Origin of the sequence: Pseudomonas fungipugnans, from assembly GCF_029955235.1 — a bacterium.
In the GTDB taxonomy this organism is placed as follows: Bacteria; Pseudomonadota; Gammaproteobacteria; order Pseudomonadales; family Pseudomonadaceae; genus Aquipseudomonas; species Aquipseudomonas fungipugnans.
Genome location: NZ_JARBWL010000002.1, coordinates 647,851 through 664,323, shown reverse-complemented (window position 1 = coordinate 664,323; position 16,473 = coordinate 647,851). Strand labels below are relative to the sequence as shown.

Genomic DNA, 16,473 nt, shown 5'->3' with positions numbered 1-16,473 from the left:
GTTTGCCTGGCAAAGGTCCAGTGAACAGACACTGTGGCAGCGAGCGGGCTCGCTCCCACAGGGTTTTACCTCATGGACTAGCGGGCGTAGTGCTTTTGGCCCCAGGCCAACACCCCTTGCAGCAACTCCTTGAGTACCACCTGCGTCGGTGCCGCCAGGTCCGGCCGATAGCGGAACGGCTCGAACTCTTCCATGTAGGTGCACTGACCCATTTCCAACTGCACTGCATGGATGTTCTCAGCCGGATTACCGTAATGCCGGGTAATGTGGCCGCCCTTGAAACGCCCATTCACTACATGGCTGTAGGCCGGGTGTCTGGTACAAATCGCTGCCAACTGAGCCTCCAGCTGCGGATCGCAACTGGCGCCGTTGAAAGTGCCGAGGTTGAAGTCCGGCAGCTTGCCGTCGAACAGGTACGGGACCACCGAGCGGATCGAATGCGCGTCGAACAACAGGGCGTAGCCGAACTCGGCCTTCAGTCGCGCCAGCTCGTTGTGCAAGGTACTGTGGTAAGGCGTCCAGACCTGTTCCAGATAGGTCGCCCGCTCCGCCGCCGACGGCTCCATGCCCTCTTGAAATAATGGACTGCCGTCAAACAGCGTTGCCGGGAACAGACCGGTGGTCGCGCCGGCATACAACGGCTTGTCGTCAGACGGACGGTTCAGATCAATGACAAAACGCGAATACTCGGCGGACAGGATGCTGGCACCCAGCTCGGCGGCAAAGTCGTAAAGCTGCGGAATGTGCCAGTCGGTGTCCTGCAGATTGCGTGCGCCGGGAGCCAATCCAGCCTCGACCGCCGGTGTCAATGTCGAGCCAGCGTGAGGAATGCTGATCAGCAGCGGTACACGGCCTTTTTTGAAACTCAGAACCTTATCCACAACGACTCTCCTAAATGCTCGTTTCGACGCCGTGACGCACGACGCGTTTTTCCAGATCGCCACCCAGCCAGTACGACAGGTCGGCAGGACGATCGATTTGCCAGGCGACGAAATCCGCCACCTTGCCGGCTTCCAGCGAACCGTGGGTATCGGCCATGCCCAACGCAGTGGCGGCATGAATTGTTGCGCCAGCCAGCGCTTCTTCCGGGGTCATACGGAAACAGGTGCAGGCCATGTTCAGCATCAGGCGCAACGACAATGCCGGCGAGGTGCCGGGATTGAGGTCGCTGGCGATGGCGATTTTCACCCCGTGTTTGCGCAAGGCATCCATCGGCGGCAACTGGGTTTCACGCAGGAAGTAGAAAGCCCCCGGCAGCAGCACTGCGACTGTACCGGACGCAGCCATGGCGATGGCGTCTTCTTCGGTCATGAACTCCAGATGATCCGCCGACAACGCGTGGTAACGCGCCGCCAGACTCGAGCCGTGCAGCGATGACAGTTGCTCGGCGTGCAGCTTCACCGGCAGGCCGAGTTCCTGGGCGGTGAGGAACACCCGCTCGACCTGAGCCGGGGAAAACGCCAGGTACTCGCAGAACGCATCCACGGCATCCACCAGCCCTTCGGCGGCGAGGGCCGGGAGCATCTCGGCGCAGATGTGCTCAATGTAGTCGTCGGCACGGTCCGTGTACTCGGGCGGCAAGGCGTGAGCGGCCAGGCACGTGCTGCGTACGCTGACCGGCAATTCGGCGCCGAGGCGACGGATAACCCGCAGGATCTTGCGTTCGCTGGCCAGGTCCAGGCCGTAGCCGGACTTCATCTCGACGGTGGTCACGCCGTCGCGCATCAGGCTCTTCAATCGCCTGGCGGCGCTGGCAAACAATTCATCTTCGCTGGCAGCACGAGTGGCGCGCACAGTGCTGGCGATGCCGCCGCCAGCAGCCGCGATGTCCGCATAACTGACACCTTGCAGCCGCTGTTCGAATTCACCGCTGCGGTTACCGCCGAACACCGTATGGGTATGGCAGTCGATCAGGCCCGGCGTGACCCAGGCCCCGTTCAAATCATTGACCGCCGGGTACTCACCCGCCGGCAATTCACTGCGTGGGCCGACCCACTCAATGTGCGCACCGGACGTCACGATGGCCGCATCCTCGATGATCGAGTAGACGCCTTGCGCCATCGTTGCGACGTGACAGTGTTGCCAGAGCGTTTTCATCCTGGCCTCCCTTGGTTATCGATGAGAAAAAGTAGGGTCTCGCGTCACTGACGCGGCCTGGCCTGCGGCCGGTTTGACCCAGGTGAGGTAAGCCAGCACCAGCAACGCGATCCAGACCACGCCCACAATCAACGCGGCCTGGGTGTCCGGGAAGTAGCCCAACACGCCGAAAATAAACAGCATGAAAGCGATCGCGGCCATCGGTGCATAGGGCCAGAACGGCACCGGAAATTTAAGCTGTGCAACCTGCTCGGCGCTCATGGAACGGCGCATCGCCACTTGGGTGAACAAAATCATCAACCAGACCCACACCGTGGCAAAGGTCGCAATGGAGGCGATCAACAGAAACACGTTCTCCGGGATCAGGTAGTTCAGTAGCACACCCAGCAGCAGCGCGACACTCATCACCACGACCGTCATCCATGGCACCCCATTGCCCGACAAGCGTGCAAAGCCTTTGGGTGCGTGCCCTTGCTGAGCCAGCCCGTACATCATGCGGCCAGCGCCGAAAATGTCACTGTTGATCGCCGAAATCGCCGCCGAAATCACCACGATATTGAGAATGGTGGCCGCCGAGCTGATGCCCAGATTGTCGAAAATCTGCACAAAGGGACTGCCTTGGCTACCAATCTGCTGCCACGGAAAGATCGACATCAGCACAAACATCGTCAACACGTAGAACAGCAGGATACGCAACGGTACGGCATTGATCGCACGGGGCAGCACATGCTGTGGGTCCTTGGCTTCACCTGCTGTCACGCCGATTATTTCAATGCCGCCGAACGCAAACATCACCACGGCAAACGATGCAATCAAGCCGCCCACACCATTGGGCATGAAGCCACCGTGGCTCCACAGATTAGAGATATCAGTCGCCTGGGCACCGGGCGCTGTGCTGATGCCAAACAACATGATGCCGAAGCCACCCAGGATCATAGCGACGATGGCCGCGACCTTGAGCAGCGACAACCAGAACTCCATTTCACCGAAGACTTTGACGTTGCACAGGTTCAAGCCGCCGACCACGGAAACGATGCCCAATACCCAAATCCAGCGGGCCACTTCCGGGAACCAGAAGCCCATGTAAATGCCGAAGGCGGTGACGTCAGCCATGCCGACGATGACCATTTCAAACGCGTAGGTCCAACCGAGAATGAAGCCCGCCATCGGCCCCAGGTAAGTGCCGGCGTACTGGCCGAAAGAGCCCGCCACCGGGTTGTGCACCGCCATCTCACCGAGGGCGCGCATGACCATGAACACCGCCGCGCCACCGATCAGGTAAGCGAGCAGTACCGCAGGCCCGGCCATTTGAATGGCCGAGGCAGAACCATAGAACAGCCCGGTGCCGATCGCCGACCCCAGCGCCATGAAGCGAATATGTCGGGCAGAGAGCCCGCGTTTCAAACCTTTTGCTGGCGTTTGCATTTCTCGTCCTTAATTATTTTTATTCGACGCAAATCGCTTCGCGAGCAGGCTCGCTCCCACAGGGGAAACGCATTCCAAATGTGGGAGCGAGCCTGCTCGCGAAGAGGCCATTACAGACTAGGCAGCAACTTCGCCACCACCAGCTCGTTCAGGCAACGCGTCGCCAGAAGCTCGCTAGCCGCATTGATGTCCGGGGCGAAGAAACGGTCCTTCTCATAGAACGGCACTTCTGCACGCAGGATGGCACGCGCTTTTTCCAGCTTGGTCGACGTCTTCAGGCCATCACGCAGATCCAGCCCCTGGCACGCCGCCAGCCATTCCACCGCCAGCACACCGCGAGTGTTTTCGGCCATTTCCCACAGACGCTTGCCAGCGGCCGGAGCCATGGACACGTGGTCTTCCTGGTTCGCCGACGTCGGCAGGCTGTCCACCGAATGCGGATGGGACAGCGCCTTGTTCTCGCTGGCCAGTGCCGCCGCCGTTACTTGGGCAATCATGAAGCCGGAGTTCACGCCGCCATTGGCCACCAGGAACGGCGGCAGTTGCGACATGTGCTTGTCCATCATCAGCGAGATGCGGCGTTCGCTCAGCGAGCCGATTTCGGCGATGGCCAACGCCATGTTGTCAGCCGCCATGGCCACCGGTTCGGCGTGGAAGTTGCCACCGGAAATCACATCGCCTTCGGCAGCGAATACCAGCGGGTTATCGGACACGGCGTTGGCTTCGATGGCCAGCACTTCGGCAGCCTGACGGAACTGGGTCAGGCAGGCGCCCATGACTTGCGGCTGGCAACGCAGGGAGTACGGATCCTGAACCTTTTCACAGTTCTGGTGCGAATCGGACACTTCGCTGCGCTCGCCCAGCAGGTCGCGGTAGGCGGCAGCGGCGTCAATCTGGCCTTTCTGGCCACGAGCGGCATGGATGCGTGCGTCAAACGGCGAGCGCGAGCCCAGCACGGCTTCGACGGTGATGCCGCCGATAGCCAGAGCCCCGGCGAACAGATCTTCGCCTTCGAACAGACCGCGCAAGGCATAAGCGGTGGAAACCTGAGTACCGTTGAGCAGCGCCAGGCCTTCTTTCGCGGCCAGGGTCAGCGGCGCCAGGCCGGCGACTTTCAGCGCTTCGGTGGCCGGCAGCCATTCGCCCTTGTAACGAGCTTTGCCTTCACCCAGCAGCACCAGCGACATATGGGCCAAAGGCGCCAGGTCGCCGGACGCGCCGACCGAGCCTTTCAATGGAATGTGCGGATACACCTCGGCGTTGATCAGGGCGATCAGCGCGTCGATCACCACGCGGCGAATGCCGGAGAAACCACGGCTCAGGCTGTTCACCTTGAGCACCATGACCAGGCGCACCAACGCGTCGCTGATCGGCTCGCCGACACCGGCTGCGTGGGACAGCACGAGCGAGCGTTGCAGGTTTTCCAGGTCTTCGCTGGCGATGCGGGTCGAGGCCAGCAGGCCGAAACCGGTGTTGATGCCATAGGCAGTGCGGTTCTCGGCGAGGATCTGCTCGACGCAGGCGACGCTGGCTTCGATCTGGGCCGAGGCACTGTCGTCGAGGGTGAGTTTGACCGGGTGCTGATAGATATCACGCAGTTGGGCAAGGCTCAGTTGGCCGGGAATGAGGTTAAGTGCAGTCATTTTGTTCTCCTTTTGAGAGTGTTGTTTACTCACCAGACGCTCCGGAGATGCCCGTTGTCCGTCGCGTCTGCCCGTTGGGGAGCCGCGCCTTGGCACGCTGGTTTTTTTGTTGATGTCAGTTGATGTTCGGTAAAGCCTTGTGCAGCAAATTCGGGTCTTTCAAGACACTCGCGGCGGCGGCGATGTCCGGCGCCAGCCAGCGATCCTGGTCGTAAGCCGGAACGCGCTCACGCAGCAGTCGCCAGGCGGTGTCGGTGCCAGCGCCGAAGCGCTGCTCCTTGAGGAATTCAAACGCTTGCGCCGCCAGCAGATACTCGATGGCGAGAATCTGTGTGCAGTTCTCCAGGGCGCGATGCAGCTTCAATGCGGCACTGGTGCCCAGGCTCAGATGGTCTTCCTGCAAACCCGAGGTGACGTAGTTGTCGAGCACCGCCGGTTGTGCCAACTGGCGATTTTCCGCACACAGCGAAGCGGCGACGTACTGGACGATCATCATCCCGGAGTTCACCCCCGGATTGGCCACCAGGAATGCCGGCAGACCGCTGACGTGCGGGTTGATCAACCGGTCCAGACGCCGCTCGGCGATGGAGCCGATCTCGGCCATGGCAATCGCCAGCAAGTCCGCCGCCAATGCCACGGATTGACCGTGTGGGTTGGCCTGGGACATGACGCGATAGTTGTCCGGCGTGCCCAGCAGCATCGGGTTGTCGGTGACGGAATTGAGCTCGATTTCGATCTGCTGTTTCGCGTGTTCCAGTTGATCGCGAGCGGCGCCGTGCACCTGCGGAATCGAGCGGATGCTCAACGCATCCTGGGTGCGGATGCCCAGGCTGGCGGCGATCACTTCACTGCCATCAAGCAACGCCCGCAGATTGCTGCCGACTTGCTGCATGCCCGGGTGCGGCTTGAGCGCGATGATCTGGGCATCAAACGCGGCGATCTGCCCGCGCTGGGCCTCGAAACTCATGGCGCCAATCACATCGGCCCATTGCACCAGCCGCGTCGCGTCAGCCAGGGCCAGACAGCCGAGGCCGGTCATGCATGGCGTGCCGTTGACCAGGCACAGACCGTCCTTGGCGCCGAGTTGAACCGGTTGCAGGTCTTCTTCGGCCAACGCCTGCTGCGCGGACACGATCTGCCCGCGATAGCTGACATTGCCGACACCCAACAGCGCGATGCCGATATGGGCCATGTGGGTCAGATAACCGACCGAGCCTTGCGACGGCACTTGCGGGGTGATGCCGCGATTGAGCAGCGCCAGCAACGCTTCGACGACCTGACGATGAATGCCGGAATTACCATGGCTGTAGTTGACGATGGCCGCGCAGATGATGGCGCGGGTCTGCTCGTCACTCAGCGCTGCGCCAACGCCACACGCGTGGCTGAGCAGCGTGTTGCGTGACAACTGGCTGAGTTGTTCGTCCTTGAGCGAGACGTTGCACAAGGCGCCGAGGCCGGTGTTGACGCCATAGGCGCGCTCACCGATGGCGACGATGCGCTGGACGATGGCCTGGGCATTGTCGATCCGTGCCCAGGTCTGCTGCGACAGCTCAAGTTGCGCGCCGTGACGGGCGACGGCGACCACATCCTGCCAACGCAGTTTGACGTCGGCGATAACGATTTTTTCAGCCTGGGACATCTTTGACCTCAACCGTAAATCCTGAATATTGATGCAGCTTTGCCGGCCCCTTCGCGGGCAAGCCCGCTCCCACAAGGGATCTCCGGTGTCCACATACCTGTGGGAGCTGGCTTGCCTGCGATGAAGTCAGGCGTACAGCTTGAATATTGATACAACTTCACTGGCCCCTTCGCGGGCAAGCCCGCTCCCACAAGGGATCTCCGGTGTCCACATACCTGCTCGCGAAGGGGCCGGCCCAGCCACCACAACTCCCTCAGACCACCGCAGCCCGCCGCTGCACGAACCGGTCAACATACTCATCGGCCGGCGAATGCAGGATCTCCCTCGGCGTGCCCACCTGGATCAAGCGCCCGTCCTTGAGAATCGCAATGCGGTTGCCAATGCGCACTGCCTCATCGAGGTCGTGAGTGATGAAAACGATGGTCTTGTGCAGGGTCTTCTGCAGTTCCAGCAACTGGTCCTGCATCTCGGCGCGGATCAGTGGATCGAGGGCACTGAACGCTTCGTCCATCAGGATGATGTCGGTGTCCGCCGCCAGCGCACGGGCCAGGCCCACGCGCTGACGCATGCCACCCGAGAGCTGATGCGGGTATTTGTTTTCGTAGCCCTTCAGGCCCACGGTGTTGATCCAGTGCAGCGCACGTTCGGCGCACATCTGCTTGCTCTCGCCGCGCACTTTCAGGCCGTAGGCGACGTTGTCGACCACGCTCTTGTGCGGTAGCAGGCCGAAGCTCTGGAACACCATGCTGATCTTGTGCCGGCGAAATTCGCGCAGCGCCGGCATGTCGTATTGCAGGATGTCCACGCCGTCCACCAGGATCGCGCCGCTGGTGGGGTCGATCAGGCGGTTGAAATGGCGCACCAGTGTCGATTTGCCGGAGCCGGACAGGCCCATGATCACGAAAATCTCGCCGGTGGCGATGCTCAACGACAAGTCGTTCACACCCACCACGCAGCCAGTTTCGGCCAGCACCTGATCCTTGGTTTTGCCCTGACCGATCATCGCCAGCGCATCCTTGGAGCGGTTGCCGAAAATCTTGAAGACGTTTTTGACTTCGATCTTGCTGATGGCTGCGTTGCTCATTTGCTCACCTCGTGGCGCGGACGACCATACGCCTGAGTAATGCGGTCAATGACCACGGCCAGAATCACGATCGCCAGACCGGCCTCAAGGCCCCGCCCGACGTTGAGCGTCTGAATCCCCACCAGCACGTCTTCGCCCAGGCCACGGGCACCGATCATCGAGGCGATGACCACCATCGACAGTGCCATCATGGTGGTCTGGTTGATCCCCGCCATGATGCTCGGCAGGGCCAGCGGCAGTTGCACACCGAACAGTTGCTGCCAGCGGTTGGCACCGAAGGCGTTGATCGCCTCCATCACTTCACCGTCAACCTGGCGGATACCCAGGTCGGTGAGGCGGATCAGCGGCGGCGCGGCGTAGATCACCGTGGCAAAAATCGCCGGGACCTTGCCCAGGCCGAACAGCATCAGCACCGGGATCAGGTACACGAAGCTGGGCATGGTCTGCATGATGTCCAGCAACGGCATCAGCACCGAACGCAGGCGATTGCTGCGCGCCGAGAGAATGCCCAGCGGAATGCCGATCAGCACCGAAATGACCGTGGCGACCATCATCAGCGCCAGGGTCTGCATGAGTTTGTCCCAGAGGCCGACGGCGCCGACCAGAAACAGCAAACCGACGATCACCACGGTCGTCACGACCTTGCGGGTAGCGTGCCAGGCGATGCCGGCAACGATCGCCAGCATCAGCCACCAGGGCGCTGCACGCAGCAGGCTTTCGAGGTTGACGATGGCCCACAGCAGCGTGTCGGAGATGTGCCGGAACACGTCGCCGTAGTTGGTGACCAGCGAATCGACCCAACCGTTGACCCAGTCGGCGATGGAAAAGGTAAAGCTTTCGGGAAACATAAGAGACTCTCAATCAAGGGGTTGCGATCAAGCGTCCGACTGCCGTTGGCGGCAGCCGGAGAAGCTCGACCTACAAGGCCGCGTCGATCTTTTTGGCTGCGTCGTCGCTCACCCATGCGTGCCAGACCTCAGGATGTTCCTTGAGGAAGATTTTCGCCAGTTTTGGCGACTCGATCCGCTCCTTGGTCATGCTTCCCAGATTTTGATTGAGGATGTCGATCGGCAGGTTGACCTTCTCCAGCACGGCCACCAGTTCCGGGGCTTCGTCGTGAAAGGTCTTGGACAGGCCGACCTTGATGGTCACGTGCTTGTCCACACCGGGTTTTTCTTCGAGCTTGACCAGATCCACCTGGCCCATCAGCGGGGTTGGCGACCAGTAGTAGAACAGGATCGGCTCGCCACGCTTATAGCTTGACAGCACCGCCGCATCCAGCGCCGGGCCGGTGCCTGGGCGGAAGTTGGTGTAGCTGCTTTCCAGGCCATAGCTCTTGAGCATTTCGCTGTTGTCCAGCTCACAGGTCCAGCCGGCCGGGCAGTTGTAGAAGCGGCCCTTGGACGGCTCTTCCTGATCCTTGAACACGGCCGCGTATTTGGCCAGGTCGGCGATGTTTTTCAGGTCCGGGGCTTTCGGCTCCAGCTTGCGTTTGGCGTCGCCTTCGATCACGTAGCGCGGCACGTACCAGCCTTCGACGGCACCGACCACCGGGGCGCCGACACCGACGACCTTGCCGGCCTTCTCGGCCTTGTTCCAGACCTCGCTGCGGCCTACCCACTCTTCGGCGAACACCTGGATGTCGTTGCTGCTCAGGGCGTTTTCCATGGTGATGGAATTGCCCGGCAGGCTGTCAGTCTTGCAGTCGTAGCCTTTCTCCAACACGACTTGCAGCACGTCGGTCAGCAGCATTGCGCTTTCCCAGTTCAGGCCGGCAAATTTCACCGGTTTGCCCGACTCGCACCAACCGGCTGCCTGAGTGGCGCCGGCGCTGGCCAGCAGGCCCATGGAAAGCACTGTGGTCAACAGGGTCTTGTTCGACTTCATTGAGTGACGCTCCTAATCATGAATTGGCTTACGGCAGTCAAGAGGCATCCAGCCCTGTCCACGTCCAATCAGGCCTGCGCCGCAGCGCGACCGGCCCCGCTTGTTTGAGGAGCGGCAACGTTGTCCTGCTCTACCGGCAGGATCAATCGATCGGGTACTGCGCCATGCCACTTCTTCGCCGCGAAGTAATACATCACGGCCGGCACCACCAGGCCGATGATCCACGAGATGTCGGTATCACCGAGGCTCGCGACCAGAGGCCCCGTGTAGAAGTGGGTGGAGATGAACGGCATTTGAATCAACACGCCAAACACGTAAATCGAGATGCCCATGAGGTTCCAGCGTCCGTAACGACCATTGGGGTTCGACAACGCTGGAATGTCATAACGCTCTTTGGTGATGCAGTAGAAATCCACCAGGTTGATCGCGCTCCAGGGGGTGAAGAACGCCAGCAGGAACAGGATGAACGCGGAGAAATCCTTGAGGAACGAGTCCTTGCCCAGCAACGCCAGCGCGGCGGCCAGCGAGACCATGATGAAGATGTACAGCAGGCGCACGCCGCTGGAGATGTGGCGGCTGCCACGGAAGCCGCTGATGATCGTCGCAATCGACATGAAACTGCCGTAGGCGTTGAGCGTGGTCACCGTGACCTTGCCGAACGCTACTGCGAAGTACAGCAGAGCGGCGACGATGCCGGTGCCGCCGAGGCTGACGATGAACGACACTTCGTGATGGGCGAATTGCGAACCGGCCAGGGCGGCGGCGAACACACCGAACACCATGGACGCCTGCGCGCCGATCACCGAGCCCAGACCCACGGCCCAGAAGGTTTTCGATGCCGAGGTGCTGCGCGGCAAGTAACGCGAGTAGTCCGCCACATACGGGCCGAACGCGATCTGCCAGGACGCCGACAACGACACCGCCAACAGGAAACTCGCCAGCGAGAAATGCTTGTTGCCGAGCAACGCCATGATGTCGTTGCCGGCCAACAGTTTGTAGAACAGGTAAACGAACGCAACCACGCCCAGCACGCTGGCGATCCGGCCGATGCCGTGGATCACTCGGTAGCCGAAGATGGTGAAGACCATGATGGAGCCGGCGAACAGCACGATGCCGACCCAGTCCTGGACATTCAACAACTGCGCCACCGCCTGCCCCGCCAGCAACGAACCGCTGGCCGAGAAGCCGATGTACATCAGGCACACCAGCACCAGCGGGATCACCGCGCCATACACGCCAAACTGCACGCGGCTGGAGATCATCTGCGGCAAGCCCAGTTGCGGGCCTTGGGCCGCATGCAGCGCCATGACGCCACCGCCCAGCAATTGACCGATCAACAGACCGATCAACGACCAGAACACATCACCGCCCAGCACCACGGCCAGGGCCCCGGTGACAATCGCGGTGATTTGCAGGTTGGCACCCAGCCACAGGGTGAACTGGCTTAACAGACGACCGTGTCTTTCCGCTTCCGGGATGTAGTCGATCGAACGCCTTTCGATCAACGGCTTACTGCTTGCACGATCGTCATTAACAGCCATGGTTCAACCTCTGTGGATTGTTCTAAGGGTTCACTGAGTGTCTTTGCAGGTTTGCTTTTGTGTGGGAGCGAGCCTGCTCGCGAAGAGGCCGGCACATCCAACATTGATGTTGGTTGACCCCACCGCATTCGCGAGCAGGCTCGCTCCCACATAAAGCTTTTGAACCTGCAGGTCTTGCGTTACTTGCCGGTAATCATCGGCAGATTCAGCCCCTGTTCCTTGGCGCAATCGATAGCGATCTGGTAACCCGCATCGGCGTGACGCATGACGCCGGTCGCCGGGTCGTTGTGCAGCACGCGGGCGATACGCTCGGCCGCTTCGTCAGTACCGTCGCAGACAATCACCATGCCCGAGTGCTGGGAGAAGCCCATGCCGACGCCGCCGCCGTGGTGCAGCGAAACCCAGGTCGCGCCGCTCGCGGTGTTGAGCAAAGCGTTGAGCAGTGGCCAGTCGGACACAGCGTCGGAGCCGTCCTGCATGGATTCGGTTTCGCGGTTCGGGCTGGCCACGGAACCGGAGTCCAGGTGGTCGCGGCCGATCACGATCGGCGCGGACAACTCACCGCTGCGCACCATTTCGTTGAACGCCAGGCCCAGCTTGGCGCGCAGGCCCAGGCCAACCCAGCAGATACGTGCCGGCAGACCCTGGAAGCTGATGCGCTCGCGGGCCATGTCCAGCCAGTTGTGCAGGTGGGCGTCGTCCGGGATCAGCTCTTTGACTTTGGCGTCGGTCTTGTAGATGTCTTGCGGGTCGCCCGACAGCGCAGCCCAGCGGAACGGGCCGATGCCACGGCAGAACAGTGGACGGATGTAGGCCGGTACGAAGCCCGGGAAGTCGAAGGCGTTTTCCACGCCTTCTTCTTGCGCCATCTGACGGATGTTGTTGCCGTAGTCGAAGGTCGGAATGCCCATCTTCTGGAAGTCGAGCATGGCTTTGACGTGTACCGCCATCGACTGCTTGGCGGCTTTGATCACAGCAGCCGGTTCGGTCTTGGCACGGGCGCGGTATTGGTCCCAGGTCCAGCCGGCAGGCAGGTAGCCGTTCAGTGGGTCGTGGGCGCTGGTCTGGTCGGTGACCATGTCCGGGCGCACGCCGCGCTTGACCAGTTCCGGCAGGATTTCAGCCGCGTTGCCCAGCAGGGCAATGGAAATCGCCTTGCCTTCCTGGGTGTATTTGGCGATGCGGGCCAGCGCGTCGTCGAGGTCGGTGGCTTGTTCGTCGACGTAACGGCTTTTCAAACGGAAATCGATACTGATCTGCTGGCATTCGATGTTCAGCGAGCAAGCACCCGCCAGGGTCGCGGCCAGCGGCTGAGCGCCGCCCATGCCGCCCAGGCCTGCGGTCAGCACCCAACGGCCTTTCAGGTTGTCGTTGTAGTGCTGGCGACCGGCTTCAACGAAGGTTTCGTAGGTACCTTGAACGATGCCCTGGCTGCCGATGTAGATCCAGCTGCCGGCGGTCATCTGGCCGTACATGGCCAGGCCTTTGGCGTCGAGTTCGTTGAAGTGCTCCCAACTTGCCCAGTGCGGTACCAGGTTGGAGTTGGCGATCAGTACACGCGGGGCGTTGCTGTGGGTCTTGAACACGCCGACCGGCTTGCCGGATTGCACCAGCAGGGTCTCGTCGTCGTTCAGGTTGGTCAGGCTTTCGACGATCTTGTCGTAGCACTCCCAGTTACGTGCCGCACGACCGATGCCACCATAAACCACCAGTTCTTTAGGGTTCTCGGCGACTTCCGGGTCGAGGTTGTTCATCAGCATGCGCAGCGGCGCTTCAGTCATCCAGCTCTTGGCGGTCAACTTGTTACCGCGGGCAGCGCGGATTTCAACGTCACGATACTTTGTAGGTTTCTGGGTATTGTCAGTCACGAAAAAGACTCCTCAGCAATCAATCCAAACCAACCCTGGCAGTGGGCAAGCCAGCCTGTGCGCGTCGTTGCGCCCCAAGCGAATCAGTGGACGCTGCGAGGAGTCTCGATCGACTCATACGCATACGTCTTTACTTGTACATACAAGCATATGCAATCGGGCGGCCAACTTGATGAGGGTGTCTTCAAGAAAAGTTTTTGGAGGGCTGGAAAGCCTGTAGATCAGGGGTCTTGATGGTGCTGAAATTTTTTTTGGGGAATTTTTGCGCGGGAGGGATGGCTGTTACTTCAGCGTGGTTTTGCGCCACGCTGGGGCATTCGGTAACAAGTTGGTGCGCAGTGGGAAACGTGTTTGCCGCCCTGAAAAGCATCGCGGGCAAGCTCGCTCCCACAAGTGCAATGACATTCCTGTGGGAGCGGGCTTGCCCGCGATGGAGGCAACTCGGTGCTGGATCAGTGTGCGATCAGCTCAATCACACAGCACGAGCCGTTGATGGTGATATCCAGCAACCCGGCATTAGCGTCCAGTTGCAGGCAATCATGGCGACCCAGTTGCCGAGTGCTGTCACCGAGCATCACTTCAAGCTGCTCGCTGACACTGAACACCAGCACCGTCGTGGCCGAGGTGAACAGATGTTGCTCGCCCGCCAGCCACTGCAACCGCGCGCTATAACGCTGCGGTGCATAAATCAGATTGAAGTCGCGAATTGGCCCACCGAGCAGTGCACACGACACCTGGCTTTCACCGCTGAAGGCAAACGGGTCCAGCGGCAGCAGTGGCCGCGTGTCCTGGCCGTCAACGCGCAAGGTCATGCCCGCGCCTTGCAGCACGGTAATCACCCGCTGATAACCGGCGAACGTGGAAAACCCGCCCGACTCGCCGATATCGGCAATCGACAGCCGCCAGCCGAAGCCCTCAAGGCCGGTGCCAGCATCACGGGTGATTTCTTCGGTGCTGCCGCCGCCGTTTTTCCACGGCATGCGCGGATAATCAGCCGCGCGTAAAACCTTCAACTGAGCCATGTGCATCTCTTGTTTTATTTATGAAACCGCCCTTCCAGACGATGGCGGGAACCGGGGTGGATCAAACGGGCGGCGGTCACCGGCTGACGGCCAGACCAGGTACGGCGACGGATCAGCAGGCACGGCTCGCCTTTTTCAATCTGCAACAATTTGCACTCGCTGGCTTCGGCCAGAATCGCCTCGACCACATGTTCGCCTTCAGTCAGCGGTGCGACCTGGTTCAGATAGGCGTAAGGCGTTTGCAGGGTGAAGTCTTGCTTGAGGTAGTCCGGTGCCACCAGCGCGTTGACGAAACGGTCTTCGATTTGCACCGGGATATCGTTTTCGAAATGCACGATCAGCGAGTGGAACACCTTCTGCCCTTCGCGCATGTCCAGGGCCAGGGCGCGCTCGGAACCGGCGGCCTCCTCTTCGAGGGTGATGACCTTGCAGGTGTGGCGATGGCCGCGGGAGGAAATCTCGTCGGCGATGTTGTGCACTTCAAACAGCGCGGACTGGCTTTTCGGCTCGGCGACAAACGTGCCGACGCCCTGCATGCGCACCAGCAGGCCGTCGGCGGTCATCTCGCGCAGCGCGCGGTTGATGGTCATGCGACTGAAACCCAGCTGGTTGACCAGCTCGCTTTCCGACGGGACACGGTAGTGCGGCGGCCAGTTTCCACTGTCGATCTGCTGGGTGATCATCTGTTTGACGCGCGCATACAAGGGCGCCGGACTGTCGCCCAGATTGGCGCTCAGATTGGCATTGGGCGGCAATGTGGCAGGCGGAGTCGGCACGGTTAATCCTTGTTCATCTGGAGAAGGTTGCTAGCTTGCCGGAGTTTACCGAGCAGGCAAACGTCTGTATATGTATATACAAATAACACACGATGGGGTGCTGAACCATGTCCGCCTTCTTTGCCGAACGCGCGCTGCTGCCTAGTGGATGGGCCAACAATGTACGTCTTGAGGTCAACACCGACGGCGTTTTGACCCGTATCCAGGCCGATTCCCACGCAGAGGGCGCCGAACGGCTGAGCGGCCCGCTGTTGCCGGGCATGCCGAATCTGCACTCCCACGCGTTCCAGCGGGCGATGGCCGGGTTGGCCGAAGTGGCGGGCAATCCGAACGACAGTTTCTGGACCTGGCGCGACCTGATGTATCGTCTCGTCGGAAAAATCAGCCCGGACCAGCTCGGCGTCATCGCCCGTCAGCTGTACATCGAAATGCTCAAGGCCGGCTACACCTCGGTCGCTGAATTTCATTACGTCCATCACGACGTCAACGGTCAGCCCTATGCCGATCCGGCTGAACTGGCGCTGCGTATCAGCCAGGCGGCCAGCGCTGCCGGTATCGGCCTGACGCTGTTGCCGGTGCTCTACAGCCATTCCGGTTTTGGCGGCCAGACGCCGAACGAAGGCCAGCGCCGTTTTATCAACAGCACCGAAAATTACCTGAAACTTCAGTCACGCTTGCAGCCGATCCTGGCGCAGCAACCGGCGCAGTCGCTGGGTTTGTGTTTCCACTCGTTGCGCGCAGTCACGCCACAGCAAATCAGCGAAGTGCTGGCGGCCAGCGACAAGCAATGCCCGGTGCATATCCACATCGCCGAACAGCAGAAGGAAGTCGATGACTGCCTGAGCTGGAGCGGTCGTCGTCCGCTGCAATGGCTATATGAAAACACCGACGTCGATCAACGCTGGTGCCTGGTTCATGCGACCCATGCCAACGCCGAAGAAGTCACGTTAATGGCCAAGAGCCGGGCGGTAGCCGGCCTGTGTCTGACCACCGAAGCCAACCTCGGCGACGGGATTTTCCCGGCGGTGGACTTTCTCGCTCAGGGTGGACGCATGGGTATCGGTTCCGACAGCCATGTGTCATTGAGCGTGGTGGAAGAATTGCGCTGGCTGGAATACGGCCAGCGTCTGCGCGATCAGCGGCGTAACCGGTTGTATGGCGCGGAGCAGCCAATGGTTGGCCGCACGCTGTATGACGCCGCGCTCGACGGCGGCGCTCAGGCGCTGGAGCAGCCGATTGGTGCGCTGGAAGTGGGCAAGCGGGCGGACTGGCTGGTGCTTGATGGCAATGATCCGTATCTGGCGACGGCCAGTGGGGACGGGATTCTGAACCGCTGGTTGTTTGCCGGCGTGGATCGTCAGGTGCGGGATGTGCTGGTCAATGGCCAGTGGGTCGTTCGTGACGGGCGCCATGCCGGCGAAGAAGAAAGCAGCCGGGCGTTTACCCAGGTATTGCGCGAACTTCTGGGCTGACACAACAAAATGTGGGAGC

The 16,473-nt window shown here is 60.9% G+C and carries 13 protein-coding genes; 1 reads left to right on the top strand and 12 read right to left on the bottom strand.

Annotated features, from left to right (window positions below; genetic code table 11):
• Positions 1 to 77: 77 nt before the first annotated feature.
• The 12 genes from hutG to hutC all read right to left on the bottom strand — a co-directional run bounded on the left by hutG (position 78) and on the right by hutC (position 14,889).
• A complete protein-coding gene (hutG, locus tag POF45_RS17960; protein WP_282316284.1) occupies positions 78 to 881 on the bottom strand; it encodes an N-formylglutamate deformylase in 804 nt (267 codons plus the stop codon).
• Between the two features lie 10 nt (positions 882 to 891).
• The gene (hutI, locus tag POF45_RS17955; RefSeq protein WP_282316283.1) at positions 892 to 2,097 is read right to left on the bottom strand and encodes an imidazolonepropionase; all 1,206 of its coding nucleotides are present in this window, start codon (positions 2,095 to 2,097) and stop codon (positions 892 to 894) included.
• Between the two features lie 15 nt (positions 2,098 to 2,112).
• Entirely contained in the window at positions 2,113 to 3,522 is a 1,410-nt protein-coding gene (locus tag POF45_RS17950; RefSeq protein ID WP_259498466.1) for an amino acid permease, read from the bottom strand.
• Between the two features lie 110 nt (positions 3,523 to 3,632).
• A complete protein-coding gene (hutH, locus tag POF45_RS17945; RefSeq protein ID WP_259498464.1) occupies positions 3,633 to 5,165 on the bottom strand; it encodes a histidine ammonia-lyase in 1,533 nt (510 codons plus the stop codon).
• Between the two features lie 115 nt (positions 5,166 to 5,280).
• Positions 5,281 to 6,804, bottom strand: a complete 1,524-nt coding sequence (hutH, locus tag POF45_RS17940; RefSeq protein ID WP_282316282.1) for a histidine ammonia-lyase — start codon at positions 6,802 to 6,804, stop codon at positions 5,281 to 5,283.
• Positions 6,805 to 7,057: 253 nt separating this feature from the next.
• Positions 7,058 to 7,888, bottom strand: coding sequence for a quaternary amine ABC transporter ATP-binding protein (locus POF45_RS17935; RefSeq protein ID WP_259498461.1), 831 nt, complete (start codon positions 7,886 to 7,888; stop codon positions 7,058 to 7,060).
• The gene (locus tag POF45_RS17930; protein WP_259498459.1) at positions 7,885 to 8,736 is read right to left on the bottom strand and encodes an ABC transporter permease; all 852 of its coding nucleotides are present in this window, start codon (positions 8,734 to 8,736) and stop codon (positions 7,885 to 7,887) included. The genes POF45_RS17935 and POF45_RS17930 overlap by 4 nt, the downstream gene beginning before the upstream one ends.
• Before the next feature lie 70 nt (positions 8,737 to 8,806).
• Positions 8,807 to 9,775 carry an ABC transporter substrate-binding protein gene (locus POF45_RS17925; protein ID WP_282316281.1) on the bottom strand — a complete coding sequence of 323 codons (969 nt, stop codon included), beginning with the start codon at positions 9,773 to 9,775 and terminating at the stop codon, positions 8,807 to 8,809.
• 68 nt (positions 9,776 to 9,843) lie between these two features.
• Positions 9,844 to 11,316 carry a purine-cytosine permease family protein gene (locus tag POF45_RS17920; RefSeq protein ID WP_259498455.1) on the bottom strand — a complete coding sequence of 491 codons (1,473 nt, stop codon included), beginning with the start codon at positions 11,314 to 11,316 and terminating at the stop codon, positions 9,844 to 9,846.
• Between the two features lie 179 nt (positions 11,317 to 11,495).
• A complete protein-coding gene (gene hutU, locus POF45_RS17915) occupies positions 11,496 to 13,184 on the bottom strand; it encodes a urocanate hydratase (protein ID WP_259498453.1) in 1,689 nt (562 codons plus the stop codon).
• A gap of 452 nt (positions 13,185 to 13,636) precedes the next feature.
• Positions 13,637 to 14,206: a HutD/Ves family protein gene (locus tag POF45_RS17910; protein ID WP_282316280.1), complete on the bottom strand. Its 570-nt coding sequence runs from the start codon at positions 14,204 to 14,206 to the stop codon at positions 13,637 to 13,639.
• A 14-nt stretch (positions 14,207 to 14,220) separates the two neighbouring features.
• Positions 14,221 to 14,889 (bottom strand): histidine utilization transcriptional repressor HutC, encoded by a 669-nt coding sequence (gene hutC, locus POF45_RS17905; RefSeq protein WP_259503079.1) that lies wholly within the window; start codon positions 14,887 to 14,889, stop codon positions 14,221 to 14,223.
• A gap of 200 nt (positions 14,890 to 15,089) precedes the next feature.
• Between hutC and POF45_RS17900 the strand changes: the two genes are divergently transcribed.
• Positions 15,090 to 16,454 (top strand): formimidoylglutamate deiminase, encoded by a 1,365-nt coding sequence (locus POF45_RS17900; RefSeq protein ID WP_282316279.1) that lies wholly within the window; start codon positions 15,090 to 15,092, stop codon positions 16,452 to 16,454.
• Positions 16,455 to 16,473: the final 19 nt, after the last annotated feature.